Raw genomic sequence first — 24,147 nt, forward strand, 5'->3', positions numbered from 1 at the left:
CACGCTTATCGGCTGTAACTTGTTAACGATCTCGGCAGAAACTTCCGCTTCCACCAAACTCCGCCGCGATCAGCGAAGCCTTAGATTATGACACGCTTTTTGGAAGCCCGTCAAATTTTTGGCCTTCTTCAAGCCCTCAACTCATTCGAATCCGCCGCTTTCGCGCTTGCGGCCCCGAATCAGCCGAGCCAGCGATTATGGCATCTTTTTCGATGCCCCGTCAACTCGTTCCTCGTGGTGTCCAGTGGATCGAATCGGCGGCTTCGTCGCCCCCGGCTTTCCGCTTCCGCATTCAGCCGAGCCCGCCAGTATACATCGGTTGAAAGGCATCAGTCGACTGCGAGGATGCGGGTCATGCAGGCGGCCGCGCGGCGCGGCGACATCGACGATCGCACGGGCGCGCCTCGCGCGCTCCGGATAATCGACGAATGGCACTCATCACTTTGCTGGGCGCGCATCTCGCCTTTGGGCATGTCGCCTTGCTGGATGGCGCGGAGTTCGCCCTGCTGGACAACGAACGCATCGGACTGATCGGGCGCAACGGCGCCGGCAAGTCGTCGCTGCTGCGCATCCTCGCGGGACTGGAGCAGCCCGACGACGGGACGCTGCAACTGCGCACCGGACTTCGGACGACCTACGTCGCCCAGGAACCCGATCTCGCCCCGACCGCCACGGTCTTCGAGTCGGTGGCCGTCGGGCTGTCGCAGGCGACGGCGCTGCGCGAACGCTATCTGGCGGCGGCCGAGGGCGAGGACCTGGATGCACTGCAGTCGGAGATCGAGGCGCTGGACGCCTGGCACTGGGAACAGCGCGTGGATGAGACGCTGCACCGGCTCGGCCTGGACGCGGCGGCCATGATCGGCTCCCTGTCCGGCGGTACGCGCAAGCGCGTGGCGCTGGCGCAGGCGCTGGTGGCGCAGCCGGACGTGCTGCTGCTGGACGAACCGACCAACCACCTGGACCTGGATGCGATCGAGTGGCTGGAGCAGCTGCTGATCGACTTCAGGGGCAGCGTGGTGGTGATCACGCACGACCGCGCCTTCCTCGACCGCATCGCCACGCGCATCGTCGAGCTGGACCGCGGGCAGCTGCGCTCCTATCCGGGCAACTTCGCACAGTACCAGGCGCAGAAGGAGGAGCAACTGGCGCAGGAGGCGGTGATCCAGGCCAAGGCCGACAAGCTGCTGGCGCAGGAAGAGGTCTGGATCCGCAAGGGCGTGGAGGCCCGCCGCACGCGCAGCCAGAGCCGCGTGGCGCGGCTGGAGACACTGCGCCGCCAGCGCGCGCGGCGGCGCGAGGCGCTGGGCAGCGTGAAGATGGACGTGGCCAGCGGCCTGCCCACCGGCAAGATCGTGGCGGAGTTGCAGGGCGTCACCAAGTCCTATGGCGACCGCACCGTGGTGCGCGACTTCAGCGCGACGCTGCTGCGCGGCGACAAGATCGGGCTGGTCGGCCCCAACGGCGCGGGCAAGACCACGCTGCTGCGGCTGATCCTGGGCGAGACGGCGCCGGACAGCGGCACGGTGCGCCTGGGCACGAACCTGCAGGTGGCGTACTTCGACCAGATGCGCGCGGCGCTCGACCTGGACGCGACGCTGGAGGATTTCATCAGCCCCGGCAGCGAGTGGATCGAGATCGGCGCGCAGCGCAAGCACGTGAAGAGCTACCTGGGCGACTTCCTGTTCTCGCCGGCGCGCGCGCAGTCGCCGGTGCGCTCGCTCAGCGGCGGCGAGCGCAACCGGCTGCTGCTGGCGCGCCTGTTCGCCCGGCCGGCCAACGTGCTGGTGCTGGACGAGCCGACCAACGACCTGGACATCGACACGCTGGAGCTGTTGGAGAACCTGCTGCAGGACTACGACGGCACCGTGTTCCTGGTCAGCCACGACCGCACCTTCCTCGACAACGTGGTGACCAGCACCATCGCCTTCGAGGGCGAGGGCCGCTGGCGCGAGTACGAAGGCGGCGTGCAGGACTGGCTGGTCCAGTCGCGCCGCGCGCGCGAACTCGCCCAGGCCGCGGCGCCGCGCGCAGTCGCTGCATCGGCGCCGGCGCCAGCGGCCGCCGCAGCGCCGGCGGCGGCCTCGGCCAAACGCAAGCTCAGCTACAAGGAGCAGCGCGAGCTCGAGGCGCTGCCGGCGCGCATCGCCGAACTCGAGGCTGAGCAGAAGACGATCGCCGAGCAACTGGAGCGCGGCGGCGGCGCCCTGTACGGAGAAGACCCGGCGCGCGCCGCCGAGCTGGCCACGCGCCACGCGCAGATCGAGGAGGCGCTGATGACCGCCCTCGAACGCTGGGACGCCCTGGGCGCCATCGGTTGACCGAGCCTCACGCCATCATGCACCCGCGCATCCTCCTGGACCGCCTGTCCACCGCCTTCGGCCAAGCGGGCATCCTCGGCGCACTGTTGCTCGGCCTCACCGCATGCGCCCAGCTGCCGCAGGACGTGCCGCGCCCGCCCTCCCGCGCCCTGGCCTCGCCCGAAGGCACACCGCTGGGCACCCTGGTGCAGCAGCGCCGGCGCGACGCCGGCGCGCGCAGCGCCTCCGGCTTCCTGCTGCTGGAAGGGCCACAGAGCGCCTACGGCAGCCGGCTGGCGCTCGTCGACGCGGCCCGGAAAACGCTGGACCTGCAGTACTACGCCATCCACGCCGACGCCAGCACGGCCCGCCTGATGCGCGCGGTGCGCGAGGCCGCCGCGCGCGGCGTGCGGGTGCGCATCCTGCTCGACGACTTCCACAGCACCGGGCGCAACGCGCTGGTGCTGCGCCTGGCCTTCGAGCCGAACATCGAGATCCGCCTGTTCAACCCGCTGGCGGGCGCGCGCGCCTCCGCGCTCGGGCGGGTCGTCAGCTCGCTGGGCGACGCCGGGCGCATCCAGCAGCGCATGCACAACAAGCTGTTCATCGCCGACAACGCGATGGGCATCACCGGCGGGCGCAACCTGGGCGACGCCTACTTCGGCCACGGCGACGCAGGCAACTTCGTCGACCTGGACGTGCTGGCCTCCGGCGAGGTGGTCAAGGAGCTGTCGCGCAGCTTCGACACCTACTGGAACAACGAGCGCGCCTATCCGGTGCAGTCGCTCGTCTCGCGCGAGGCGCTGGACAGGCTGCGCGACGAAGTGCGCGCCGAGCGTGAGCGCCGCGACGGCGCCGCGAACGCCCCGCAGCCGCCGGACGGCGAGCCGCGCCCCGTGGACGGCGCGGACCGCGCGCAGGCGGCGGCGCGGCGCGCGGCGGTGTGGAACCAGCAGCCGATGGACCTGGCGGCGCAGCCCTTCGTCTGGGCACCGGCCGCGATGATGGTGGACCGGCCGGCCAAGATCCCGGCCGACGAACAGGGCGCCGGCACGGCCCCGGCCGCGCCGCCCTCGGCGCAGGGCGAGGTGGCCGCCGGCGAGACGGTGGTCGACGGCCTGCTGCAGTTGATCGGCCAGGCGCGCGGCGATCTGCTCATCATCTCGCCCTACTTCGTGCCCGGCCCGGACATGATGAAGGCCTTCGCCGACGCGGTGCGGCGCGGCGTGCGGGTGCGCGTGCTGACGAACTCGCTGGCCTCCAACGACGCTCCGATCGCGCACGTGGGCTATGCCCGGCACCGCGAGGCGCTGCTGGACGTCGGCGTCGCGCTCTACGAGATGCGCAGCGAGCAGGCCACGGTGGGCAGCGCGCTGGGCGCCTCGGGCGCGAGCGTGACGGGCGGCTCGCGCGCCATGCTGCACTCCAAGGTGCTGGTGGTGGACGGGCGCCTGCTGGTGGTCGGCTCGATGAACCTGGACCTGCGCTCGCAGAAGCAGAACACCGAGGTCGCCCTGCTGATCCGCAGCCCGCAGTTGTCGAAGCAGGCGACGCAGTCGATCGAGACGGCGCTGCGCGAGGGCGCCTGGCACGTCGAGCGCACCGACGGCGGCGCCCTGGTCTGGCGCGCGCCGCAGGGCAGCGGGCTGGAGGACGCGCGCCGCGAGCCCGACGCCAGCCTGGGCCTTCGGCTGCTGCTGCAGTTGATCGGGCCGCTGGCGCCGGACGAGATGCTCTGAACGCCGGCGAGGCCTATTCGGGCTGGATGCCGGCCGCCTTCACGATGCGTCCCCACTTCTGCGCCTCGCCCGCCTGGAACTTCGCCAGTTCGTCCGGCGTGGTGGTGAACACCTCGGTGCCGGTGGGCGCGTAGAAGGCGGTGCGGGCCGATTCGCTGCGCGCCGCGCGCGAGAGCAGCTCGTTCAACCGCCCGACCACCTCCGGCGGCGTGCCGGCCGGCGCGTAGGCGGCGAACCAGTAGCCCATCTCGTAGCCCTTGACGCCGGCCTCCGCGATGGTCGGCACCTCGGGCGCGAGCGGCGAGCGGCTGGCGCCGGACATGCCCAGCGCGCGCAGCTTGCCCGCCTTCACCTGCGGCAGCCCGGTGGCGGTGTCGGTGATCATCATGTGGATCTGGCCGCCCAGCAGGTCGGTGACGGCCAGGGTGTTGCTCTTGTAGGGCACGTGCAGCAGCTTGATGTCCGCCATCTGCTGCAGCAGTTCGCCCGCCATGCGGCTGGACGAGCTGCCGCTGCCGAAGCTGTACTTGCCCGGCTCCTTCTTCGCCAGCGCGATGAACTCGGCCACCGTCTTCGCGGGGAAGTCCGGCGTCACCACCATCACCTGCCCACCCTTGCCCAGGCCGGTGAGGGGCGCGAAGTCCTTCACCGGGTCGTAGGGCAGCTTCTTGTACAGGTGCTCGTTGGCCGCATGCGTGGTGTTGGTGGTGATGAGCACGGTGTAGCCGTCGGGCGCCGCCTTGGCCGCCTGCTGCGAGGCGATGAAGCCGCTGGCGCCGGGCTTGTTGTCGATCACCACGGACTGCTTCGTCTCCGCCGTGACGGCATTGCCCAGCGCGCGGGCGATCTGGTCGGTGGCCGTGCCGGCCGCGAAGGGCACGACGAAGGTGATGGGCTTGGCGGGAAAGCCCTGCGCGCCGGCGGATGCGGCGGCGAAGGCCAGGGCCGCGAACGCTGCGCGGGCCAGGAAGCGATGGCGTGTCATGGGTGCTTGTCTCCTTGGTTTGAAGCGGAAGAAAAAGAAGGACGGATCACGCGGGCCCGGCCAGCCGGTGCGCCAGCGCCTGCGGCACCTCGACCTCGAGCGCCAGCAGCAGGTACGACAGCGCCTTGCCGTGGGTGTCGAGGTTCAGCGCGTCGTTGACGCCGCCGTCCAGCACGTCGTCGATCACGAAGTTCATCGCATGCAGCCTGGGCAGCAGGAAGCGCTGCACCCGCGAAGGCCGGCGGTGCGCGAACTGTGCCGCCACGCGCTCGGGGGTGACCTGCTCGACCAGCAGCGGCCACAGGTCCGGGTGCCAGGCGATGACGCTGATGTTGGAGCGGTTGCCCTTGTCGCCGGTGCGGCCGTGGGCCAGGCGGTCCAGCGGGACGCGCAGCATGGTCATGCGGTGCCCTCCACGATTTCGAAGCGCGTGGGCACCGCCTCGCGCGGCAGCAGGCACGAGACGGTGTTCAGCCGCGGCGTGAGCGAGGTGCGCACGCCGCCGCCGCCCGCCGGGCCGCACGTGTAGAGCGCCATGACCTCGCGGCCGACCCGCTCGGCTTGGCCGCGCTCGGCGTGGGCCGCGGCCGCGCGCAGCCGCACGTCGCGCGCATCGCCCGGCGGCGATGCCGCCAGCAGCCGGCCCGCATCGTCCGCGAACAGGCTCAGGGCGCCGACCAGGTCGATGCGCGGCGCCAGGCCGTGGAGGCGCTTGCGCAGGATGTCGGCCGCCAGGCGCGCGCGCGCCTCGGCCCGCGCGCCGGCATAGGAGATCTCCGCCTCGGCCAGCCAGCCGCCCTCGTGGCACACGTTGACCTTGTAGGCCGACGGCCGCGGGTGGCCGCGCACGCCGGCCAGGCGCACCCGGTCGGGGCCGATGCGCGTCACCTCGGCCTCGCCGATGTCGGCCGTCACGTCGGGCGTGAGGTAGGCGGCCGGGTCGTGCACCTCGTAGAGCAACTGCTCCTTCACCGTGGCCTCGCTCACCAGGCCACCGGGCGCCTCGGCCTTGCCGATCACCACGCCGCCGTCGGCGTCGATCTCGGCGATGGGAAAGCCGATCGCCTCCGGCGCCGGCACGTCCTTGAAGCCCGGGTCGGCGAAGTAGCCGCCGCAGACCTGGGCCCCGCACTCCAGCAGGTGGCCGGCCATGGTGGCGCGAGCCAGCCGGTCCCAGTCGTCGTCGGCCCAGCCGAAGTGGGCCAGCGCCGGGCCCACCGCCAGCGACGGGTCGGCCACCCGGCCGCAGACCACGATCTGCGCGCCGGCGCGCAGGGCGGCGGCGATGGGCCCGGCGCCGATGTAGGCATTGGCGCTCACGATGCGCAGCCCGTCCAGGGCCGGCCCGAGCGTGCGGCCGAGCCGTTCGCGCTGCGCGGGCGAGGCGAGTTCGTCGCCCTCCACCACGGCGATGGGCGGCACGGCGCAGCCCAGTTCGCGCGCCATGCGGGCGATGTGCCTCGCGGCAGCGCGCGGGTGGGCGGCGCCGAAGTTGCTCACGATGCGGATGCCGTGCGCGAGGCAGCGCGCCAGCACCGGCCGCAGCATGGCGTCCAGCAGCGGCTCGTAGCCGGCCTCGGGGTCGGCGCGGCGGCGCAGTTGGGCCAGTGCCAGCGTGCGCTCGGCCAGGGTCTCGAAGATCAGGAAGGCGCGCTGGCCGGGGGGCGCATCCGGCGCCGTCAGCCGCGCGATCAGCGTGTCCACCACCGGGCCGGCAGCGTCGGTGCGGTCGCCGGAGAAGCCGGCGGCGCAGCCGATCAGCAAGGGGGCGGGAAGGGGCGGTGCCATGTCTGCGCGTCTCTCGTTTGCGAGAGGCACTGTAGGCACCGCACCTTCATCCGTAAAATCGAAAGTTCGGATCGATTGATCCGCATGGCAAATCAATGGCAACGCCCGACCTCTCGACGCGCGCGATGCGCGCCTTCCTCACGCTGGCCGAGCTGCGCAACTTCACGCGCGCGGCGCAGGCCACGCACCTGTCGCAGCCGGCCTTCAGCGCGCTGATCCGGTCGCTGGAGGACGCGGTGGGCGCGCGCCTGTTCGACCGCAACACGCGCAACGTGCAGCTCACGCCGGAGGGGCGCCTGTTCGAGCCCTCGGCCCGCCAGCTCCTGGCCGACACGGCCCGCGCGCTGGGCGACCTGGCCGACCACGTGGAGCGCCGCAAGGGCCACGTGCACGTGGCCGCGCTGCCCTCGCTGGCCGCCGGCTGGCTGCCCGCCCTCTTCGCCGACTACCGCGCCGCCTGGCCGGGGGTGACGCTGGCGCTGTCGGACCTGCTCTCGGACGCCTGCATTGACCTTGTGCGCGGCGGCCGGGCCGACTTCGCGCTGGCGGCCGCCGGCCTGCGCGCCGCCGATTCGGCCGGGCTGCACACGCGCGTGCTGGGCACGGACCGCTTCCACCTGGTGTGCCGCGCCGACCATCTCCTGGCATCGGAAGCCCGCCTCACCCTGCGCAAGCTGGCGCCCTGGCCTTTCATCCACATGACGCGCAACAGCAGCGTGCGCCAGGCGCTCGAGGCGGCCCTGCACCCGCTGCAGATGAACACGCTGCTGGAGGTGGAGCAGCTCGCCACGGTGATGGGCATGGTCGAGGCCGGCCTCGGCATCAGCGTGGTGCCCACGCTGACGCTCTACCAGTTCCGCCGCGAGACGATCGCCACCCGGGCGCTGCCGCTGCCGCAGTTGCGCCGGCGGATCCTGCTGGTGCGGCGGCGCGAGGGCAGCCTGTCGGCGGCGGCGCAGGCGCTGCACGACATGGTGGTGCAGCGCTTCGACGCGCCGCCGCAGGCGCAGGCCGGCAGAAAGCGCCGGGCGCAGGGTTGAGTGGCAGGTCGCTCCACCATCACCGTTCGGGCTGAGCCTGTCGAAGCCCCGCGCGGCGCTTCGTCCAACGCCGCCCATCGACGGAGCGGTAGGTGCCGCCCGTCGCGCAACAGCCGCCCGCGCCCAGCGCCTGGCGGCCGAGGACGGCGACCACCGCCCCCGGCTCGGCGCGCAGCGACTGGCGCTCGCAGCCGGTGAAGAAGGGATAGGGCTCCGGCGCCAGCACGCGGGTGCCGTGCAGCGCGCCGCGCGCATCGTGCTCGACGCGGAAGACCTCGCAGTCGTGCACGATGAGGTGCACCGGCTGCCCGGCCAGCACGCCGCGGAACACGTGCTCCGGCGGCGCTTCCCGCAGCGCCTGCGCCATCTCGGACTCGGGCGGCGCGCGGTCGCAGCCCGCCAGCGCGAACGCCGGCAGCAGCAGCGCGCCCAGGAAGCGCGGCCTCATGCCTCGGCCGTTTCCGCGCCGGTCATAGCGTGGCGCGCACCCGCACGAAGGTCTTCCAGAACGCCGCGTCCTGTGTCGTCGCGAAGTTGATGCGCATCAGCGTGGTCGGCGCGCGGCGGGCGTGGAACAGCGAGCCCGGCGCGAGCAGGTAGCCCTCGTCCAGCATGCGCTGCGTCAGCGTGTCGGTGTCCACGCCTGTCTGGACCCAGCCGAACAGGCCGGCCGGCTCGGCGGCCAGCGTGCACCCGTGCGCCAGCGCCAGCTTCACCGCACGGGCACGGGCGCCGTCCAGCCGCAGGCGGATGCGCTCGACGTGCCGGCGCAGCTGGCCCTGGTCGATGCACCAGGCCAGCGCCCGCTCGAACAGCGCCGGCGTGGTGAGGGTGGCCAGCAGCTTGGTCTCCAGCAGCCGCTCGACCAGGGCCGGCGAGGCGGTGAGGAAGCCGATGCGCCAGTTGGGCGCCAGGATCTTGGCGAAGCCGCTGACGTAGATGGTGCGCGAGAGGCCGTCCAGCACCGACAGGCGCGTGGCGTGCTCGGGCGCGAGGTGGCTGTAGGTGTCGTCCTCGACGATGTGGAAGTCGTGCTGCTGCGCCATCTGCAGCACGCGGTACGCGCTGGCCGGCGAGAGGCAGTGGCCGGTCGGGTTGTGCAGCACGCTGACGCTGACGAAGAGCTTGGGCGCATGCGCCTCGCAGTAGCGCTGCATCACCTCCAGGTCGGGCCCGTCGGCGCGGCGCGGCACGGGCAGCACGCGCATGCCCAGCGCCTCCAGCCGCGCGAACTCCACCGCCCAGCCGGGCTCCTCCACCATCACCGGGTCGCCGGCGCGCAGCAGGGTGCGGCTGACGATGTCCAGCGCGTGCGTGGCGCCCACGGTGGTGACGATCTGCGCCGGCGGCACCTCCAGCTGGATGCCGGCCAGCTTCTTCGCCAGGCTGCGGCGCAGGCCGGCGTCGCCGGCCGGGTCGCCGTACTGCAGCGAGAACTCCTGCAGCGCCTTCACGCCGGTGACGCGGCGCACCGCGGCGGGCATGAAGCTGCTCTCCAGCCAGTCGGGCGGCAGCACGCCCATGCCGGGCTGGGGCTTGTCGCTCTGGCGGTGGAACATGCCGCGGATCAGCGTGCTGGCGTCGGCCGGCGCGGCGGCCAGCACGGTGGCGGTGGGCGCCGACGCCTCGTCGGCCGCGCCGCGCCCGGGGCGCGCCGGCGCCGCGGCTTCGCTGCGCACGTAGAAGCCGCGCTGGCGGCGCGCCTCGACCAGCCCCTGCGCGAGCAGCTGGTCGTAGGCGGCCACCACGGTGTGCGGGCTCACGCCCTGCTGGCGCGCGCATTCGCGCACCGAGGGCAGGCGCGCGCCGGGCGCCAGCAGGCGGTTGCGGATGCGCTCGGCAAAGCGGTCGGCGAGCTGCTCGGTCAGCGTCTGGGCGGATGTTCGTGTCAGCATGCGTGTGTCGGCGCGGTGACCAGTACAGATGGCCCTCAATGTTCTCGAATCTGTACTGGTTGTGTAATGGTCCTCAGTTTAGAGTGCGTTTCCATGGAATGGCAAGAATTCACGGCACTGCTGGTGCTGGCCACGGCGATGAGCTTCACGCCCGGCCCCAACACCACGCTGGCCACGGCCCTCGCGGCCAACGGCGGGCTGCGCGGCGCGATGCGCTTCGTGGTCGCCGTGCCCTTCGGCTGGAGCCTGCTGCTGCTGCTCACGGCCGGCGGCCTGGGCGCGCTGGTGACAGCCGTGCCGGCGGCGCGGCTGGCAGTCAAGGCGCTGGGCATCGCCTACCTTCTGTGGCTGGCCTTCAAGCTGTCGCAAAGCGGCCGGCTGGGCCAGGCCGACGGCGCGCGCATGCAGGTCGGCTTCTGGCAGGGCGTGGGCCTGCAGTTCGTGAACATCAAGGCCTGGCTGCTGGCGCTGGCGATCGTGGCCGGCTGGGTGGCCGGCAAGGCCGACGCGGCGCAGCGCACGGGGCTGGTGCTGGTGGTGATGCTGCTGTTCGCCTTCGCCAGCAACTTCCTCTATGCGGCGGCCGGCGCGCTGCTGCGCCGGTGGCTCGCGCAGGGCACCCGCCTGCTCTGGTTCAACCGTGCGATGGCGCTGGTGCTGGTGCTCACCGCGGCCTGGATGGCGGTCGCATGACGGCGGCGCACAGGCCGACGCGCGAAGAGACGCTGGGGCTGTGGCTGGGCGTGCTGGGCGTGGCGTTCTTCGGCATCACGCTGCCGGCCACGCGGCTGGCCACCGGCACGGCGGAGGCGCCGCAGCTCTCGCCCTGGTTCGTGACGGTGGGGCGCGCGGCGCTGGCCGGCGCGCTGTCGGCGGTCTTCCTGCTCGCCACGCGCTCGCCGCGCCCGCAGCCGCACCAGTGGAAGCCGCTGGCGATGGCGGTGCTGGGCAACGTGATCGGCTATCCGCTGCTGCTGGCCTATGCGCTGCGCAGCGTCACCGCCGGCCATGCAGCCGTGATCACGGCGCTGCTGCCGCTGGTGACGGCCGCCGTCGCGGCCTGGGTGCTGCACCAGCGCGCGCGGCTGGGCTTCTGGGTCTGCGCGGTGCTGGGCAGCGCGCTGGTGGTGGCCTTCTCGCTGCTGCGCGCCTGGCAGCAGGGGCACGGCTTCGGCTTCGAGTGGGCCGACGTGCTGCTGGTCGGCGCGGTGATCGCTGCCTCGGTGGGCTACATCTACGGCGCGCAGGTCACGCCGGCGCTGGGCGCGGAGCGCGTCATCTGCTGGGTGTGCGTGATGGCGCTGCCGCTCACGCTGCCCGCCACCGTCGCGCTGTGGCCCGACCGGCCGGCGGCCCCCTCGGCCTGGGCCGGCTTCGTCTACCTCGGGGTGTTCTCGATGTGGATGGGCTTCTTCGCCTGGTACCGCGGGCTGGCCATGGGCGGCGCCCTGCGCGTGAGCCAGACGCAACTCCTCCAGCCCTTCTTCTCGATCCTCGCCTCGATCCCCCTGCTGGGCGAGCCGCTGGACGTGGTGACGCTCGGCTTCGCCGCGGCCGTGGTGGCCACGGTGGTGGCGGGCAAGAAGTTCTCCCAACCTGCCGCGGCGGACAGCGCCCGGCGCACGCCCGACACAACGACATCAAGGAGCCCCTCATGACGATGACCTGGACCCTCGCCGCCCGCGCGGAAAAGATGAACCCCTCGGCGATCCGCGAGATCCTGAAGGTCACCGAGCGCCCGGACGTCATCAGCCTGGCCGGCGGCCTGCCCTCGCCGAAGACCTTCCCGGTGAGCGAGTTCGCCGCCGCCTGCGCCGAGGTGCTGGCCACCGACGGCCAGGCCGCGCTGCAGTACGCCGCCAGCGAGGGCTACGCGCCGCTGCGCCAGGCGGTGGCCGGCATGCTGCCGTGGGACGTGGACCCGGCGCAGGTGCTGATCACCACCGGCTCGCAGCAGGGCCTGGACCTGATCGCCAAGGTGCTGCTCGACCCGGGCAGCAAGGTGCTGGTGGAGACGCCCACCTACCTGGGCGCGCTGCAGGCCTTCAGCCCGATGGAGCCGCAGGCGGTGAGCGTGGCGAGCGACCACGAGGGCGTGCTGGCGGACGACCTGCGATCAAAGGCGAAGGACGCGCGTTTCATCTACCTGCTGCCCAACTTCCAGAACCCCACCGGCCACACGATGAGCGAGGCGCGCCGCGCCGCCGTCTCGGCCGTCGCCGCCGAGGCCGGCCTGCCGATCGTCGAGGACAACCCTTACGGCGAGCTGTGGTTCGACCAGCCGCCGCCGGCGCCGCTCACGGCCCGCAACCCCGAGGGCGGCATCTACCTGGGCTCCTTCTCCAAGGTGCTGGCGCCGGGCCTGCGGCTGGGCTTCCTGGTCGCGCCGAAGGCGATCTTCCCCAAGCTGCTGCAGGCCAAGCAGGCGGTGGACCTGCACACGCCCATCTTCACCCAGCGCATGGTGACTGCGGTGATGAAGGACGGCTTCCTCGACCGCCACGTGCCGACCATCCGCGCGCTCTACAGGCAGCAGCGCGATGCGATGGTGGCGGCGCTGCGCCGGGAGTTGCGCGGCCTGGACGTCGAGTTCAACGTGCCCGCCGGCGGCATGTTCCTGTGGCTGCGACTGCCCGAGGGCATCGACACCACCGCGCTGCTGGCGCGTGCGGTGGAGCGCCACGTGGCCTTCGTGCCCGGCGCGCCCTTCTACGCCGGCGAGCCGGACGTGCGCACGCTGCGGCTGTCCTTTGTCACCGCCACGCCCGAGCAGATCGCCACCGCCGTCGCCGCGCTGGCCGACGCCGTGCGCGAGGCGCTGGGGAGGAAGTGAACGCCATGCTGAACATCTGGGGCCGCATCAGCTCGATCAACGTGCGCAAGGTGGTGTGGTGCGCGCAGGAGCTGGGCCTGGACTTCCAGCGCACCGAGGCCGGCGGCAAGTACGGCGTGGTGCAGTCGCCCGAGTACCTGGCGCTGAACCCGAACGCGCTGGTGCCCGCCATCAGCGACGACGGCGGCTTTGTCTTGTGGGAGTCGAACGTGATCGTGCGCTACCTGTGCGCCCGGCACTGGACGCGGCAGCTCTACCCCGAGCAGCTGCCCGAGCGTTTCGACGCCGAGCGCTGGATGGACTGGCAGCAGACCACGCTCAACCGCGTGAGCGGCGGCGCCTTCCTGCAACTGGTGCGCACGCCGCCGGCCGAGCGCGACGCGCAGGTGATCGCGCAGTCGGTCGCCGCCACCGAGCCGCTGATGGCGATGCTCGACGCCCACCTCGCCACACGGCCCTTCATGGCCGGCGAGCGCTTCACCATGGCCGACATCCCCATCGGCTGCGAGGTGCACCGCTGGTTCGGCCTGCCGCCGGCCGAGTACCGGCACCCGAGCTGGCCGCACCTGGAGCGCTGGTTCGCCGAGGTGCAGGCCCGCCCCGGCGCACGCGGCGTGCTGGATCTCCCCCTGGAATGACCACCGTGACCTCCTCTCGCCCCTTCCAGCAAGTCGACGTCTTCACCGGCACGCCCGGCTTCGGCAACCCGCTCGCGATCGTGCTCGACGCCGAAGGCCTCGCCGACGAGGCGATGCAGCGCTTCGCGCGCTGGACGAACTTGTCGGAAACCACCTTCGTGCTGCCGCCCACCGACCCGGCGGCCGACTACCGCGTGCGTATCTTCACGCCCGGCGGCGAGTTGTCCTTCGCCGGCCACCCGACGCTGGGCACCTGCCATGCGTGGCTGCGCGCCGGCGGCCAGCCGCGCCGCAAGGGCCGCGTGGTGCAGCAGTGCGCCGTCGGGCTGGTGGACATCCGCGCCGGCGAGCGGCTGGCCTTCGCCGCGCCGCCGGTCAGGCGCAGCGCGCCGAGCCCGATGCTGCTGGCCAAGGTGGCCGCCGCCCTGGGCCTGAAGGCGCCGCAGATCCTCGCCGCGCAGATGCTGGACAACGGCCCGGTGTGGCTGGGCCTGCTGCTGGCCGACGACGAGGCCGTGCTGTCGTTGCGGCCCGACCACCGCGCGCTGCGCGAGCTGGGGCAGAAGATCGGCGTCGCCGGGCTGCCGGCCTCGCAGGCGTCGCCGTTCCTGATCGGCCGCTCCAGCCGCGAGGCGCGCGCCTTCGGCGGCCGCCAGGACGAAGGCGACGTCGCCGTGGCCGAGCGCGAGGACGCGGTGGACCTGGAAGTGCGCGCCTTCGCCGCGCCCATCGGCGTGGACGAGGACCCGGTCACCGGCAGCCTCAACGCCAGCCTGGCGCAGTGGCTGATCGCCGAGGGCCACCTGGGCGAGCGCTACGTCGCCGGCCAGGGGCAGTGCCTGGGGCGCGACGGCCGCGTCTTCATCGAGCGCGACGCGGAGGGCCAGGTGTGGGTGGGCGGCGACGTCGCGCCCTGCATCGAGGGCCGCGTGGCACTGTGAGCCCCCGCCCGGCCGCTCCGAAGGGGGCTCGCACCGCAGCGCGCCAGCGCGAAGGTATGCCGATGTCCTCGCAGATCGACCACCTCGTCGTCGCCGCCGCCTCGCTGGCCGAGGGCGTGGCCTGGTGCGAGGCGACGCTGGGCGTCACGCCCGCGCCCGGCGGCGCGCACCCGCTGATGGGCACGCACAACCGGCTGCTGGCGCTGGGCGGTGCCGGCTTCCCGCGCTGCTACCTGGAGATCATCGCCATCGACCACGGCGCGCAGCCCACCCGCGCCCGCGGCCTGCGGCGCTGGTTCGACCTGGACGACCCGGTGCTCCAGGCCGGCCTGGAGCACGACGGCCCGCGCCTGGTGCACTGGGTCGCCCGCGTGCCCGACATGCACGCCGCCGTGCAGGCGCTGGCCGCCGGGCCGGCGCCGATCGACCGCGGCGCGGTGCTCGCGGCCTCGCGGCAGACGCCTGCCGGCCGCCTGCAGTGGCAGATCACCGTGCGCGACGACGGCCAGCGCCTCTTCTACGGCGCGCTGCCCACGCTGATCCAGTGGGGCGGCGACGCGCACCCCGCCGACAGCCTGCCGCACGCCGGTGTCGACCTGCTGGACCTGCAGGCGGCGCACCCGCGGCCCGAGGCGCTGCGCCCGGCGCTGGCGGCGCTGGGCCTGCAGGACACCGTGCCGGTGGAGGCCGGCGCCCCCAGCCTGGCCGCGCGGCTGCGCACGCCGCGCGGCGAGGCCACGCTCGCATCGAAAGGACTCTGATGACCGGCCTGCACGAACTGCTGTTCTTCTCCCTGGCCGCCCTGGTGCTGGTGCTCACGCCGGGGCCGAACATGATCTATTGCGTCTCGCGCGCGCTGTGCCAGGGCCGCGCGGCGGGGCTGCTCTCGCTGGCCGGGGTGCTGCTGGGCTTCGTCGTGCACCTGATGGCGGCCTCGCTGGGCCTCACGGCGCTGCTGCTGGCCGTGCCCTTCGCCTTCGATGCGATCCGGCTGGCCGGCGCGGCCTACCTGGCGTGGCTGGCCTGGCAGGCGGTGAAGCCGGGCGGCGCGGCGCCCTTCCAGCCGCGCACCCTGCCGACCGACCCGCCGCGCCGGCTGTTCGCCATGGGCTTCCTCACCAACGTGCTGAACCCGAAGGTGGCGATGTTCTACCTTTCCTTCTTCCCGCAGTTCCTGCACCCGGACCAGGGCTCGGTGCTGCTGCAGAGCCTGAAGCTGGGCGCGATCCAGATCGGCATCAGCGGCGCGGTGAACTGCGCGCTGGTGCTGGGCGCGGCCGGCATCACCGTCTTCCTCTCGCGCAGCGAGGGCTGGCTGCGCGCCCAGCGCTGGGTGATGGGCAGCGTGCTGGCCGCGCTGGCGGTGCGTATCGCCCTGCCCGAACGCAAGTGAGGCCCGCCATGCGATTCACCGCCGACGAGATCGCCGACGCACGGCGCACCGTGCAGGCCGCGCTGCCGCCCACGCCGCAGTACGCCTGGCCGCTGCTGGCCGAGGCGCTGGGCTGCGAGGTCTGGCTCAAGCACGAGAACCACACGCCCGTGGGTGCCTTCAAGCTCCGCGGCGGGCTGACCTACTTCGACGCGCTGCGGCGCACGCAGCCCGGCGTGCGGCACGTCATCAGCGCCACGCGCGGCAACCACGGCCAGTCGGTCGGCTTCGCGGCGCGGCGGCACGGCCTGGCGGCCACCATCGTGGTGCCGCACGGCAACTCGGTGGAGAAGAACGCCGCCATGCGCGCCCTGGGCGTCACGCTGGTCGAGCACGGCGATGACTTCCAGGCCGCCGCCGAGCATGCGGCGGAACTGGCCGAGGCGCAGGGCCTGCATCGCGTGCCGAGCTTCGACCGTGAGCTGGTGCGCGGCGTGGCGACGGCCTGCGTCGAGTTCTTCGAAGCGCTGCGCGACGCACCGCCGGAGGTGCTGTTCGTGCCCATCGGCCTGGGCTCGGGCTTCGCCGCCGCCGCGGCGGCGCGGGCGCACGCGGGGGTGAAGACCCGGCTGGTGGGCGTGGTGTCGGCGCATGCGACGGCGTACCTCGATTCCTGGCGCGCCGGCCATGCCGTGGAGGCGCCGGTGAGCACGGTGCTGGCCGACGGCATGGCCTGCCGCACGCCGGTGCCCGAATCGCTGGAGGTGCTGCGCCGCGAGGCCGACGACGTGGTCGCCGTCACCGACGAGGAGGTGGCCGCCGCCATGCGCCTGCTCTACCGCGCCACCCACAACCTGGCCGAGGGGGCCGGCGCCGCCGCGCTGGCCGCCGCGATGCAGCAGCGCGAACGCTGGGCCGGGCGGCGGGTGGGCGTGATGCTCACCGGCGGCAACGTGGACGCGCCGCTGTTCGCGCAGGTGCTGCGCGGCGCGTAGCGCAGCGCCGTCAGGCGGCGACGACGATCGGGAAGCGCGCCTGCAGCCCGTCGCTGCCGGGCACGAAAGGCACCGTCACCGCCGCGCGGTCTTCCGCGCTCAGGCGGTGCCAGAGGCCGTCGCGGGCGTTGCCGGCGTCGCCCTCCACGTAGAGCTGCGTGGTGAGCAGCTCGCGCGCGCCCAGCTTCACCTTGAAGTGGATGTGCGGCGTGCGCCCGGTGTAGGGCACCGGCCGGATGGTGCGGAAGCGCCAGGCGCCGTCGGCCCGCACCGTCACCCGCCCGAAGCCCTGGAAGGCCGGGTCCGCGCGGTTGCCGTCGCCGCTGTGGTGGTAGCGGCCGCCTTCGTCGCACTGCCAGATCTCGACCTGCGCGCCGGCCACCGGCCGGCCGTCGAGGTCGCTGACCCGCCCCTCGACCCACGCCGGCTGGCCGCCGCCGTAGCGCAGCGTGCCGTTGCGCAGCAGGTCGCCGTCCTGGTCGGCCGGCAGGCGGTCGGGGTAGAACGGGCCTTCGGTCTGGGCGGGCGTGAGGCGGCGGGCGGCGGCCGGCTGCGCGCGGGCGCCCAGCCAGAGCGCGGGCGCCGCGACGGCGGTGGCGGCAGCGGCACGCAGAACGAGGCGGCGCGGAGATGAGGCGACGTCGGGCATCGCCTTCCGACGCCATCCCGGGCAGCGAAGTTCCGGTCGCTGGCGCGACGCCGCCCGGCGTGCGCCTTCGCCAGAATCCGGGGCATGGGAACCCTCTACCTCGTGCGCCACGGCCAGGCCTCTTTCGGCGCCGACGACTACGACCAGCTCAGCGAACTCGGCCACCGCCAGGCCGAACGCCTGGGCGAATACTGGCGCGAACGCGGCATGCAGTTCGACGCCGTCATCACCGGCACGCTGCGCCGCCACCGCGAGACCTGGGAAGGCATCGCCAGGGGGCTCGGCCTGACGCGGGACGACGTCCTGCCCTGGCCCGGCCTGAACGAGTACGACAGCGCCGCGGTGGTGGCGAGCATCCACCCCGAAAAGCTGGAGAAGCCCGACACGCCCGAGCTGTACCGCCAGCACTTCCGCCTGCTGCGCGACGGGCTCGCCGCCTGGATGCAGGGCCGCACCGCGCCGGTGGGCATGCCCAGCTACGTCGACTTCCTCGCCGGCGTGACCACCGCGCTGGACCACGTGCGCGACCGCCACCACGGCGCGAAGGTGCTGGTGGTCAGCAGCGGCGGGCCGATCTCGACCGCGGTGGGCCACGTACTGGGCACCAGCGCCGAGACGACCATCGAGCTGAACCTGCGCATCCGCAACACCGCGGTGACGGAGTTCGCCTTCACGCCCAAGCGGCACATGCTGGTGACCTACAACACCCTGCCGCACCTGGACGGGCCGGCGTACGAGGACTGGGTGACCTACGCCTGAGGCACGCGCTCAGCCCGTCGTCGCCTCGCCCAGCCAGCGCAGGTAGGCCGCCGAGCCGGCGGTGATCGGCACCTGCACGATCTCCGGCACCTCGTAGCCGTGGCGCTCGCGGATGAAGGCCTCCAGCTCGGCGAAGCGGCCGGCGCGGGTCTTGGCCATCAGCAGCCACTCGGGCTCGCGGCGCGTCTCGCCCTGCCAGGCGTAGACGCTGCGCACCCGCTGGATCTGCACGCAGGCGGCCAGGCGTGCCTGCACGATGGCGTCGGCCAGCTGTTCGGCCTCGTCCTCGGTGCCGGCGGTGGTCAGGACGATGCAGGCGGTGTCGCTCATCGGGTGTTCCTTTCAGGCATCAAGAAGAAGCAGCGGCGGCGGGGGCCCTAACCCTGCCACACGCCGTAGCCCAGCGCGCGCAGGCGGATCCCCAATTCCACCTCCATCGCCTGCGCCTCCTTGTAGGTCATCGGGTTGTAGCGCTCGTAGAGCTGCGGCAGCAGGCGCAGGCCGTACAGCAGGACGAAGCGGTTGGCCTGCAGGCCGGCCTTGTGGCGGTCGAAGCGCAGGTCCGGGTCCAGGCCCGTCATGCCCACGTAGACGAAGGGCCGGCCGAGCTGCCAGCCGGGATTGGAGCGGCGGAAGCGCGCGCTGTTCCACACCCGGTCGTCCAGCTCGACGACGTAGACGTGGTGGCGGCGGCGCACGCGCGGCGTGCGGGGCGCGTTCACGCCTGCGCCTCCCCCGGTGCGGTGCCCGACAGGTCGGCCGCCGGGCTGGTCGAGAGCGAGAAGTCGGCCACGATCTGCCGCAGCAGCGTGGACGCTGCCGGCGCCAGCACCCGGCCGTGGCGCGACACCACGTGCACGCGGCCCTGCGACAGCAGCGGGTTCCTCATCGGCAGCGCGACCACGCGCGCGGCGTCCAGCGTGGAAGGCAGCGACATGCGGGTGGACAGCGCGTAGCCCAGCCCCGCCACCACGAAGTGGCCCAGGGCGTTGAAGGAGCTGGTGGTCAGCACCGTGTTCAGCCGCACGCCCTCGCTGATCTCTGCCGCCTCGATGTGCTGGCGCACGCCGAAGCTGTGGTGCAGCGCGACGCCGGGGTACGGCTGCAGGTCGGCCAGCTTCAGCGAGCGCCCCAGCCGGGCCAGCGGGTGTGCGTCGAGCACCAGCGTCTGGATCGGCTGGGAGTGCGAGTGGTGCGAGCGCAGCCGGTCGTCGCGCGGCGGCTGGAACAGCATGCCGATGTGGGCCCGCTCCTCGACGATGCGCCGCACGATCTCGTCGGAGCTGCCCACCGACAGGTCGACGGTGATGCCGGGATGCCGCGCCATGAAGCGGCGCAGGCTGTGGCGCATCAGCCAGTCGACGAAGCCCTCGCCGGCGACGATGTCGATGTGGCCGCGCTCGATCTTCTGGATGCTGTCGAGCTGGGCCAGCAACTGCTGCTTCTGGCTGTGCTGGCGGCGCAGGTAGCCGGCCAGGAGCTCGCCGGCGTCGGTGGGCACCACGCCGCGGCCACGCCGCTCCAGCAGGCGCGTGCCGCAGTCCTGCTCCAGCACGCCGATGGCGCGGCTGACGGCCGACGGGTCCATGCCCAGCACCTCGGCCGCGCCGCGCACCGAGCCGCTTTCCACCACCTGCATGAAGTAGCGCACGCGGCGTGCGTCGAGCCGGTCGTCCATCGCGTTCAGCATGGGGTGGCGCCCCGAGCGTTGCATTTCATGCAACAAATATCCCAACTTCCGGTCATTGATGCAACAGCGCGGCTTGACGAGACTTCGCTGCGCCGGCCCGCCGGCAGCGCGGCCGGCCGGGGTGCGGGCGGCCGCCGCCCTTTTCCTTCCTCTTCTCCTCGCGCCCGCTTCGATCCGTAGGAAAGCCCCCTCCATGAATACCGCCTCGTCCACCTCCCCTGCGCTGTCCGATGCGCCGCTCGCCTCGCCCCTGGCCGGCCGCCTGCGCCTGCTGATCGTCACGCTGCTGGTCGTCGCGCTGGCCGAGTGGATCGGCTCGGCCCAGTTCCAGGCCGGCCCCGGCAAGGTCGTGCTGCTGCCCATGCTGTGGGCGCTGCTGATCGCCGCCGCCTGGGGCACCGCGCAGCGCCGCGTGCCCGCCGCCGTGCGCATCGACACCGGGCTGCAGGGGCTGGCCGGCGGCCTGCTCAACGCCGCGCTGATGCTGTTCGTCGCCAAGCTCAGCCTGACGGTGGGCGGCGCGCTGCCGCTGGTCATGAAGGCCGGCTGGGCGCTGTTCTTCCAGGAGTTCGGCCACGCCTTCGGCACGCTGGTGCTGGGCCTGCCGCTGGCGCTGGTGCTGGGCATCAAGCGCGAGGCGGTGGGCTCCACCTTCTCGGTGGGCCGCGAGGGCAACATCGCCATCATCGGCGAGAAGTACGGCATGGCCTCGGCCGAGGGCCGCGGCGTGCTGGCCGAGTACATCACCGGCACGGTGCTGGGCGCGCTGTTCATCGCCATCCTGGCCGGCTTCGTCGCCAGCCTGAACATCTTCGACCCGCGTTCGCTGGCCATGGGCGCCGGCGTGGGCTCGGGCAGCCTGATGGCGGCCGCGCTGGGCACCATCACGGCGCAGCTCCCGCCGCACATGGTGGAGGAGGTCACCGCCATCGCCGCAGCGTCCAACCTGCTGACCATGGTGGTCGGCTTCTACTTCACGCTCTTCCTGTCGCTGCCGGCCTGCTCGTGGCTGTACGGCAAGCTGGAGCCGGTGCTGGGCCGCCTCACGAAGCGCGGCCGCCAGGCAGTCGAGGAGGCCGCGCCCGACGCGAAGAGCGCCCTGGGCGGCATGCACAGCGTCTCGCTCGGCGACACGGTGCTGGCCTGGGTGCTGATGACCGGCGGCGTGGTGATCGCCAACGCCCTGTCGTACAAGGTGTCGCCGCTGGTGTCGCTGGAGGGCATGCTGATCGTCGTGGCCATCGTGGCCGTGGTCACCGCCGTCAAGCGCTTCGTCCCCCGGCTGCCGCTGGTCATCACGCTGGGCGTGGTGGCCACGGTGGTCGGCATCCCGGGCATGTTCCCCTTCACCGGCACGGTGCTGGAGCTGACCGGCAAGCTGAACTTCATGGCCTTCACCACGCCGGTGCTGGCGCTGGCCGGCTTCTCCGTCGCCAAGGACCTGCCCCTTTTCCGCCGGCTGGGCTGGCGCATCGTGGTGGTGTCGCTGGCCGCGACGGCGGGCACTTTCCTGGGCGCGACATTGATCGCCGAATTCTTCCACTGACCCCACGACGACACGGAAACCCCATGTACCGCGACCCCGAGATCGCCGAAGACATCCGCCAGAGCATGGTCGCCTGGCGCCGCGACATCCACGCCAACCCCGAGACCGCCTTCGAGGAGCACCGCACCGCCAACGTGGTGGCCCACGCGCTCACGCTGATGGGCCTGCCCATCCACCGCGGCCTGGCCACCACCGGCGTGGTCGCCACGCTGAAGCACGGCGAAGGACCCAGCATCGCGCTGCGCGCCGACCTGGACGCGCTGAACATGCAGGAGCTGGGCAGCCACAAGCCGCACATCTCCACCTGCCAGGGCAAGATGCACGGCTGCGGCCACGACGGCCACACCGCCATGCTGCTGGGCGCGGCCGCGCACCTGGCGCGGCACAAGCCCTTCCGGGGCACGGTGCACTTCGTCTTCCAGCCCGGCGAGGAGAACGAGGGCGGCGGCCGCGTGATGGTGGAAGAGGGGCTGTTCGAGCAGTTCCCCGCCGACGCGGTGTACGGCATGCACAACTTCCCGGGCCTGCCGCGCGGGCGCTTCGCCATCCGCACCGGCACCATGACGGCCTACCTCGACACCTTCGAGATCACCGTCACCGGCAAGGGCAGCCACGGCGCCATGCCCGAGACCGGCATCGATTCCATCGTGGTGGCTTCGCAGCTCGTCAACGCGCTGCAGACCATCGTGAGCCGCCGCACCGGCGCCACCGACTCGGCCGTGGTCAGCGTCACGCAGATCCACGGCGGCGACACCTGGAACGTGATCCCCGAGGAGGTGGTGCTGCGCGGCACCGTGCGCACGCTGGACGCCGGCATCCAGGACAGGGTGCAGGCGGCGATGCAGCAGATCTGCGAGGGCACGGCGGCCACGCACGGCGCGCGGGTGGCGCTGAACTACATGCGCGGCTACCCGGGCGTGGTCAACACCCCGAAGGAGACGGCCGCCGCCGTGGCCGCCGCCGCCAGCCTGGTGGGCGAGGACAAGGTGGACACCGGCATCCCGCCCGCCATGGGCTCGGAGGACTTCGCCTTCATGCTGCAGAAGCGCCCCGGCGCCTACATCGCCATCGGCGCCGGCGAAGGCCCAAGCGACCCGCCCGTGCACAACCCCTACTACGACTTCAACGACAACATCCTGCCGCTGGGCGCGGCCTACTGGGTGGCACTGGTCAAGCAGCAGCTCCCCGTCGCATGATGCGCTGATGCTGTCCGCCTTCGACATCTTCAAGATCGGCATCGGCCCCTCCAGTTCGCACACGGTGGGGCCGATGCGCGCGGCGCTGATGTTCGCGCGCTCGCTCGAAGCGCAGGAGCTGCTGGCGCGCGCCGCGCGGGTGCAGGTGGAGCTGTTCGGCTCGCTCGGCGCGACCGGCCGCGGCCACGCCACCGACCAGGGCGTGCTGCTGGGCCTGATGGGCGAGGCGCCCGACACGGTGGACCCGGCCCGCGCCGCCGCGCAGGTCGCCGGCGTGCGGCGCGACAAGCGCCTGCCGCTGCTGGGCACGCACGCCATCGAGTTCGATCCGCAGCGCGACATCGCCTTCCTCGGCGAGCGCTCGATGCCCGAGCATCCCAACGCGATGCGCGTGGCCGCCTTCGACGCGGCCGGCGCGCTGCTGCGCGAGGCGCACTACTTCTCGGTCGGCGGCGGCTTCGTGGTCGAGGGCGGCGCCGAGGCGCCGGCCACGTCGGCGCATGCCGTGCCGCTGCCCTTCCCCTTCGGCACCGGCGACGAACTGATGGCGCACGCCGCAGCGCAGCAGCGCTCGATCGCCTCGCTGGTGCTGGCCAACGAGTGCGCCTGGCGCCCCGAGGCCGAGGTGCGCGCCGGCCTGCTGCGCATCTGGCAGGTGATGCAGGACTGCGTGCAGCGCGGCTTCGGCATCGGCAACGCGCAGGCGGCCGAGCCGCTGCCTGGCGCGCTGCACATGCGCCGGCGCGCGCCCGAGCTGTACCGCAGCCTCTCGGCGGGCGGCGCGGGCGCCGACCCACTGGCGGCGATGGACTGGGTCAACGCCTTCGCCATGGCCGTGAACGAGGAGAACGCCGCGGGCGGGCGCGTGGTCACCGCCCCCACCAACGGCGCCGCCGGCGTGGTGCCGGCGGTGCTGCACTACTACGTGAAGTTCGTGCCCGGCGCGGGCGAGGCGGGCGTGATCGACTTCCTGCTCACCGCCGCGGCCATCGGCATGCTCTACAAGACCAACGCCTCCATCTCGGGCGCCGAGGTCGGCTGCCAGGGCGAGGTGGGCGTGGCCTGCTCGATGGCGGCCGGTGCGCTGGCCGCCGCGCAGGGCGGCACGCCGCGGCAGGTGGAGAACGCGGCCGAGATCGGCATGGAGCACAACCTCGGCCTCACCTGCGACCCGGTGGGCGGGCTGGTGCAGATCCCCTGCGTGGAGCGCAACGCGATGGGCGCCGTCAAGGCCATCAACGCCGCGCGCATGGCGCTGCGCGGCGACGGCAGCCACTACGTGTCGCTGGACACCATCATCCGCACCATGAAGCAGACCGGCGAGGACATGAAGTTCACCTACAAGGAGACTTCGCTCGGCGGCCTGGCCGTCAACGTGGTGGAGTGCTGAACCCGCCCTCCGCCGGCGCGGCCGGTTTGCTTCAGGTCTTCTTGCGGATCAGCCCCCACAGCACCAGCAGGACGATCGCGCCGAGCACCGAGGCGATGAAGCTGGCCGGCTGGCCCGCGGCATACCAGCCCATCGCCTGGCCGAGATAGGTCGCGACCACCGAGCCCAGGATGCCGATGACGGTGGTGACGATGAAGCCGGCCGAGTCGTCGCCGGGCTTGACGGCACGCGCGATCAGGCCGACGACGAAGCCGATCAGGATGGTCCAGATGATGCTCATGGTGTTCTTTCCTCTTGTTGAACGGGGTGATGCGACAGCCGGCGCATGATAGTGGCGCCGCCCTCCGCGCGCCGGTGCATTGTGCGGGCGCGCGGCCGCCGGCGCTGTCTGCCA

The 24,147-nt window shown here is 72.7% G+C and carries 25 protein-coding genes; 15 read left to right on the forward strand and 10 right to left on the reverse strand.

Translation table 11 applies throughout. The features are described 5' to 3' along the window. Nucleotides 1-428: 428 nt before the first annotated feature. Together Q392_RS19825 and Q392_RS19830 are read left to right on the forward strand one after the other, a co-directional pair. The gene (locus Q392_RS19825; protein WP_038211450.1) at nucleotides 429-2,318 is read left to right on the forward strand and encodes an ABC-F family ATP-binding cassette domain-containing protein; all 1,890 of its coding nucleotides are present in this window, start codon (nucleotides 429-431) and stop codon (nucleotides 2,316-2,318) included. Nucleotides 2,319-2,335: 17 nt separating this feature from the next. Next, nucleotides 2,336-4,036 (forward strand): phospholipase D family protein, encoded by a 1,701-nt coding sequence (locus Q392_RS19830; RefSeq protein ID WP_051953784.1) that lies wholly within the window; start codon nucleotides 2,336-2,338, stop codon nucleotides 4,034-4,036. A gap of 13 nt (nucleotides 4,037-4,049) precedes the next feature. Here Q392_RS19830 and Q392_RS19835 read toward each other — a convergent pair whose 3' ends face one another. The 3 genes from Q392_RS19835 to Q392_RS19845 are packed head-to-tail and all read right to left on the reverse strand — an operon-like array spanning nucleotide 4,050 to nucleotide 6,809. Continuing rightward, nucleotides 4,050-5,021 (reverse strand): Bug family tripartite tricarboxylate transporter substrate binding protein, encoded by a 972-nt coding sequence (locus tag Q392_RS19835; protein WP_038211451.1) that lies wholly within the window; start codon nucleotides 5,019-5,021, stop codon nucleotides 4,050-4,052. A gap of 46 nt (nucleotides 5,022-5,067) precedes the next feature. Beyond that, a complete protein-coding gene (locus tag Q392_RS19840) occupies nucleotides 5,068-5,424 on the reverse strand; it encodes an AtuA-related protein (RefSeq protein ID WP_038211452.1) in 357 nt (118 codons plus the stop codon). Next, entirely contained in the window at nucleotides 5,421-6,809 is a 1,389-nt protein-coding gene (locus Q392_RS19845; protein WP_038211455.1) for an acyclic terpene utilization AtuA family protein, read from the reverse strand. The genes Q392_RS19840 and Q392_RS19845 overlap by 4 nt, the downstream gene beginning before the upstream one ends. A 95-nt stretch (nucleotides 6,810-6,904) precedes the next feature. Here Q392_RS19845 and Q392_RS19850 point away from each other — a divergent pair, with 95 nt between their 5' ends. After that, nucleotides 6,905-7,849 (forward strand): LysR family transcriptional regulator, encoded by a 945-nt coding sequence (locus tag Q392_RS19850; protein ID WP_038211462.1) that lies wholly within the window; start codon nucleotides 6,905-6,907, stop codon nucleotides 7,847-7,849. A 19-nt stretch (nucleotides 7,850-7,868) separates the two neighbouring features. On the opposite strand, the gene Q392_RS19855 is transcribed toward Q392_RS19850, so the two are convergent. After that, the gene (locus Q392_RS19855) at nucleotides 7,869-8,297 is read right to left on the reverse strand and encodes a hypothetical protein (protein ID WP_051953785.1); all 429 of its coding nucleotides are present in this window, start codon (nucleotides 8,295-8,297) and stop codon (nucleotides 7,869-7,871) included. Nucleotides 8,298-8,319: 22 nt separating this feature from the next. Further along, a complete protein-coding gene (locus Q392_RS19860; RefSeq protein WP_038211463.1) occupies nucleotides 8,320-9,744 on the reverse strand; it encodes an aminotransferase-like domain-containing protein in 1,425 nt (474 codons plus the stop codon). A 93-nt stretch (nucleotides 9,745-9,837) separates the two neighbouring features. On the opposite strand from Q392_RS19860, the gene Q392_RS19865 reads away from it, so the two are divergent. The 8 genes from Q392_RS19865 to Q392_RS19900 all read left to right on the forward strand — a co-directional run bounded on the left by Q392_RS19865 (nucleotide 9,838) and on the right by Q392_RS19900 (nucleotide 16,523). Continuing rightward, entirely contained in the window at nucleotides 9,838-10,437 is a 600-nt protein-coding gene (locus tag Q392_RS19865) for a LysE family translocator (RefSeq protein WP_038211464.1), read from the forward strand. Then, entirely contained in the window at nucleotides 10,434-11,402 is a 969-nt protein-coding gene (locus tag Q392_RS19870; RefSeq protein ID WP_038211466.1) for a DMT family transporter, read from the forward strand. The genes Q392_RS19865 and Q392_RS19870 overlap by 4 nt, the downstream gene beginning before the upstream one ends. A gap of 2 nt (nucleotides 11,403-11,404) precedes the next feature. Then, nucleotides 11,405-12,577, forward strand: a complete 1,173-nt coding sequence (locus Q392_RS19875; RefSeq protein WP_084217232.1) for an aminotransferase-like domain-containing protein — start codon at nucleotides 11,405-11,407, stop codon at nucleotides 12,575-12,577. Between the two features lie 5 nt (nucleotides 12,578-12,582). Next, entirely contained in the window at nucleotides 12,583-13,215 is a 633-nt protein-coding gene (locus Q392_RS19880) for a glutathione S-transferase family protein (RefSeq protein WP_038211467.1), read from the forward strand. Continuing rightward, nucleotides 13,212-14,156, forward strand: a complete 945-nt coding sequence (locus Q392_RS19885) for a PhzF family phenazine biosynthesis protein (protein WP_038211471.1) — start codon at nucleotides 13,212-13,214, stop codon at nucleotides 14,154-14,156. Before Q392_RS19880 ends, Q392_RS19885 begins: the two co-directional genes overlap by 4 nt. Before the next feature lie 62 nt (nucleotides 14,157-14,218). Beyond that, on the forward strand, nucleotides 14,219-14,917 hold the full coding sequence (locus Q392_RS19890) for a VOC family protein (RefSeq protein WP_038211519.1): 699 nt from the start codon (nucleotides 14,219-14,221) through the stop codon (nucleotides 14,915-14,917). Further along, nucleotides 14,917-15,549, forward strand: coding sequence for a LysE family translocator (locus Q392_RS19895; RefSeq protein WP_038211472.1), 633 nt, complete (start codon nucleotides 14,917-14,919; stop codon nucleotides 15,547-15,549). Before Q392_RS19890 ends, Q392_RS19895 begins: the two co-directional genes overlap by 1 nt. A gap of 8 nt (nucleotides 15,550-15,557) precedes the next feature. Continuing rightward, nucleotides 15,558-16,523 carry a threonine dehydratase gene (locus Q392_RS19900; protein ID WP_038211474.1) on the forward strand — a complete coding sequence of 322 codons (966 nt, stop codon included), beginning with the start codon at nucleotides 15,558-15,560 and terminating at the stop codon, nucleotides 16,521-16,523. A 10-nt stretch (nucleotides 16,524-16,533) separates the two neighbouring features. On the opposite strand, the gene Q392_RS19905 is transcribed toward Q392_RS19900, so the two are convergent. Then, nucleotides 16,534-17,172: a dioxygenase family protein gene (locus Q392_RS19905; protein ID WP_084217228.1), complete on the reverse strand. Its 639-nt coding sequence runs from the start codon at nucleotides 17,170-17,172 to the stop codon at nucleotides 16,534-16,536. 84 nt (nucleotides 17,173-17,256) lie between these two features. On the opposite strand from Q392_RS19905, the gene Q392_RS19910 reads away from it, so the two are divergent. Then, nucleotides 17,257-17,931 (forward strand): histidine phosphatase family protein, encoded by a 675-nt coding sequence (locus Q392_RS19910; RefSeq protein WP_038211475.1) that lies wholly within the window; start codon nucleotides 17,257-17,259, stop codon nucleotides 17,929-17,931. Between the two features lie 9 nt (nucleotides 17,932-17,940). On the opposite strand, the gene cutA is transcribed toward Q392_RS19910, so the two are convergent. The 3 genes from cutA to Q392_RS19925 are packed head-to-tail and all read right to left on the reverse strand — an operon-like array spanning nucleotide 17,941 to nucleotide 19,609. Then, a complete protein-coding gene (gene cutA / locus Q392_RS19915; RefSeq protein WP_038211476.1) occupies nucleotides 17,941-18,261 on the reverse strand; it encodes a divalent-cation tolerance protein CutA in 321 nt (106 codons plus the stop codon). Nucleotides 18,262-18,308: 47 nt separating this feature from the next. Beyond that, the gene (locus Q392_RS19920) at nucleotides 18,309-18,653 is read right to left on the reverse strand and encodes a hypothetical protein (protein WP_038211477.1); all 345 of its coding nucleotides are present in this window, start codon (nucleotides 18,651-18,653) and stop codon (nucleotides 18,309-18,311) included. Next, nucleotides 18,650-19,609, reverse strand: a complete 960-nt coding sequence (locus Q392_RS19925) for a LysR family transcriptional regulator (RefSeq protein ID WP_038211523.1) — start codon at nucleotides 19,607-19,609, stop codon at nucleotides 18,650-18,652. Before Q392_RS19925 ends, Q392_RS19920 begins: the two co-directional genes overlap by 4 nt. 205 nt (nucleotides 19,610-19,814) lie before the next feature. Here Q392_RS19925 and Q392_RS19930 point away from each other — a divergent pair, with 205 nt between their 5' ends. The 3 genes from Q392_RS19930 to Q392_RS19940 are packed head-to-tail and all read left to right on the forward strand — an operon-like array spanning nucleotide 19,815 to nucleotide 23,753. After that, nucleotides 19,815-21,167 (forward strand): DUF3100 domain-containing protein, encoded by a 1,353-nt coding sequence (locus Q392_RS19930; protein WP_038211485.1) that lies wholly within the window; start codon nucleotides 19,815-19,817, stop codon nucleotides 21,165-21,167. Between the two features lie 23 nt (nucleotides 21,168-21,190). Then, a complete protein-coding gene (locus Q392_RS19935; protein ID WP_038211486.1) occupies nucleotides 21,191-22,363 on the forward strand; it encodes a M20 aminoacylase family protein in 1,173 nt (390 codons plus the stop codon). Nucleotides 22,364-22,367: 4 nt separating this feature from the next. Beyond that, nucleotides 22,368-23,753, forward strand: coding sequence for an L-serine ammonia-lyase (locus Q392_RS19940; protein ID WP_038211487.1), 1,386 nt, complete (start codon nucleotides 22,368-22,370; stop codon nucleotides 23,751-23,753). Between the two features lie 31 nt (nucleotides 23,754-23,784). Here the strand turns inward: Q392_RS19940 and Q392_RS19945 are convergent, their stop codons facing one another. Then, nucleotides 23,785-24,033 carry a GlsB/YeaQ/YmgE family stress response membrane protein gene (locus Q392_RS19945; RefSeq protein WP_038211488.1) on the reverse strand — a complete coding sequence of 83 codons (249 nt, stop codon included), beginning with the start codon at nucleotides 24,031-24,033 and terminating at the stop codon, nucleotides 23,785-23,787. Between the last annotated feature and the right edge of the window lie 114 nt (nucleotides 24,034-24,147).

This window comes from Xenophilus azovorans DSM 13620, assembly GCF_000745855.1.
Taxonomy (GTDB): domain Bacteria; phylum Pseudomonadota; class Gammaproteobacteria; order Burkholderiales; family Burkholderiaceae_C; genus Xenophilus; species Xenophilus azovorans.

Coding starts and splice junctions, on each gene's coding strand:
- Q392_RS19875 (WP_084217232.1), top strand. CDS start 11,405: ATGACCTGGACCCTCGCCGCCCGCGCGGAAAAGATGAACCCCTCGGCG.
- Q392_RS19865 (WP_038211464.1), top strand. CDS start 9,838: ATGGAATGGCAAGAATTCACGGCACTGCTGGTGCTGGCCACGGCGATG.
- Q392_RS19945 (WP_038211488.1), bottom strand. CDS start 24,033: ATGAGCATCATCTGGACCATCCTGATCGGCTTCGTCGTCGGCCTGATC.
- Q392_RS19870 (WP_038211466.1), top strand. CDS start 10,434: ATGACGGCGGCGCACAGGCCGACGCGCGAAGAGACGCTGGGGCTGTGG.
- Q392_RS19910 (WP_038211475.1), top strand. CDS start 17,257: ATGGGAACCCTCTACCTCGTGCGCCACGGCCAGGCCTCTTTCGGCGCC.
- Q392_RS19825 (WP_038211450.1), top strand. CDS start 429: ATGGCACTCATCACTTTGCTGGGCGCGCATCTCGCCTTTGGGCATGTC.
- Q392_RS19880 (WP_038211467.1), top strand. CDS start 12,583: ATGCTGAACATCTGGGGCCGCATCAGCTCGATCAACGTGCGCAAGGTG.
- Q392_RS19835 (WP_038211451.1), bottom strand. CDS start 5,021: ATGACACGCCATCGCTTCCTGGCCCGCGCAGCGTTCGCGGCCCTGGCC.
- Q392_RS19935 (WP_038211486.1), top strand. CDS start 21,191: ATGTACCGCGACCCCGAGATCGCCGAAGACATCCGCCAGAGCATGGTC.
- Q392_RS19890 (WP_038211519.1), top strand. CDS start 14,219: ATGTCCTCGCAGATCGACCACCTCGTCGTCGCCGCCGCCTCGCTGGCC.
- Q392_RS19905 (WP_084217228.1), bottom strand. CDS start 17,172: ATGCCCGACGTCGCCTCATCTCCGCGCCGCCTCGTTCTGCGTGCCGCT.
- Q392_RS19850 (WP_038211462.1), top strand. CDS start 6,905: ATGGCAACGCCCGACCTCTCGACGCGCGCGATGCGCGCCTTCCTCACG.
- Q392_RS19900 (WP_038211474.1), top strand. CDS start 15,558: ATGCGATTCACCGCCGACGAGATCGCCGACGCACGGCGCACCGTGCAG.
- Q392_RS19845 (WP_038211455.1), bottom strand. CDS start 6,809: ATGGCACCGCCCCTTCCCGCCCCCTTGCTGATCGGCTGCGCCGCCGGC.
- Q392_RS19840 (WP_038211452.1), bottom strand. CDS start 5,424: ATGACCATGCTGCGCGTCCCGCTGGACCGCCTGGCCCACGGCCGCACC.
- Q392_RS19925 (WP_038211523.1), bottom strand. CDS start 19,609: ATGGACGACCGGCTCGACGCACGCCGCGTGCGCTACTTCATGCAGGTG.
- cutA (WP_038211476.1), bottom strand. CDS start 18,261: ATGAGCGACACCGCCTGCATCGTCCTGACCACCGCCGGCACCGAGGAC.
- Q392_RS19930 (WP_038211485.1), top strand. CDS start 19,815: ATGAATACCGCCTCGTCCACCTCCCCTGCGCTGTCCGATGCGCCGCTC.
- Q392_RS19895 (WP_038211472.1), top strand. CDS start 14,917: ATGACCGGCCTGCACGAACTGCTGTTCTTCTCCCTGGCCGCCCTGGTG.
- Q392_RS19855 (WP_051953785.1), bottom strand. CDS start 8,297: ATGAGGCCGCGCTTCCTGGGCGCGCTGCTGCTGCCGGCGTTCGCGCTG.
- Q392_RS19885 (WP_038211471.1), top strand. CDS start 13,212: ATGACCACCGTGACCTCCTCTCGCCCCTTCCAGCAAGTCGACGTCTTC.
- Q392_RS19830 (WP_051953784.1), top strand. CDS start 2,336: ATGCACCCGCGCATCCTCCTGGACCGCCTGTCCACCGCCTTCGGCCAA.
- Q392_RS19860 (WP_038211463.1), bottom strand. CDS start 9,744: ATGCTGACACGAACATCCGCCCAGACGCTGACCGAGCAGCTCGCCGAC.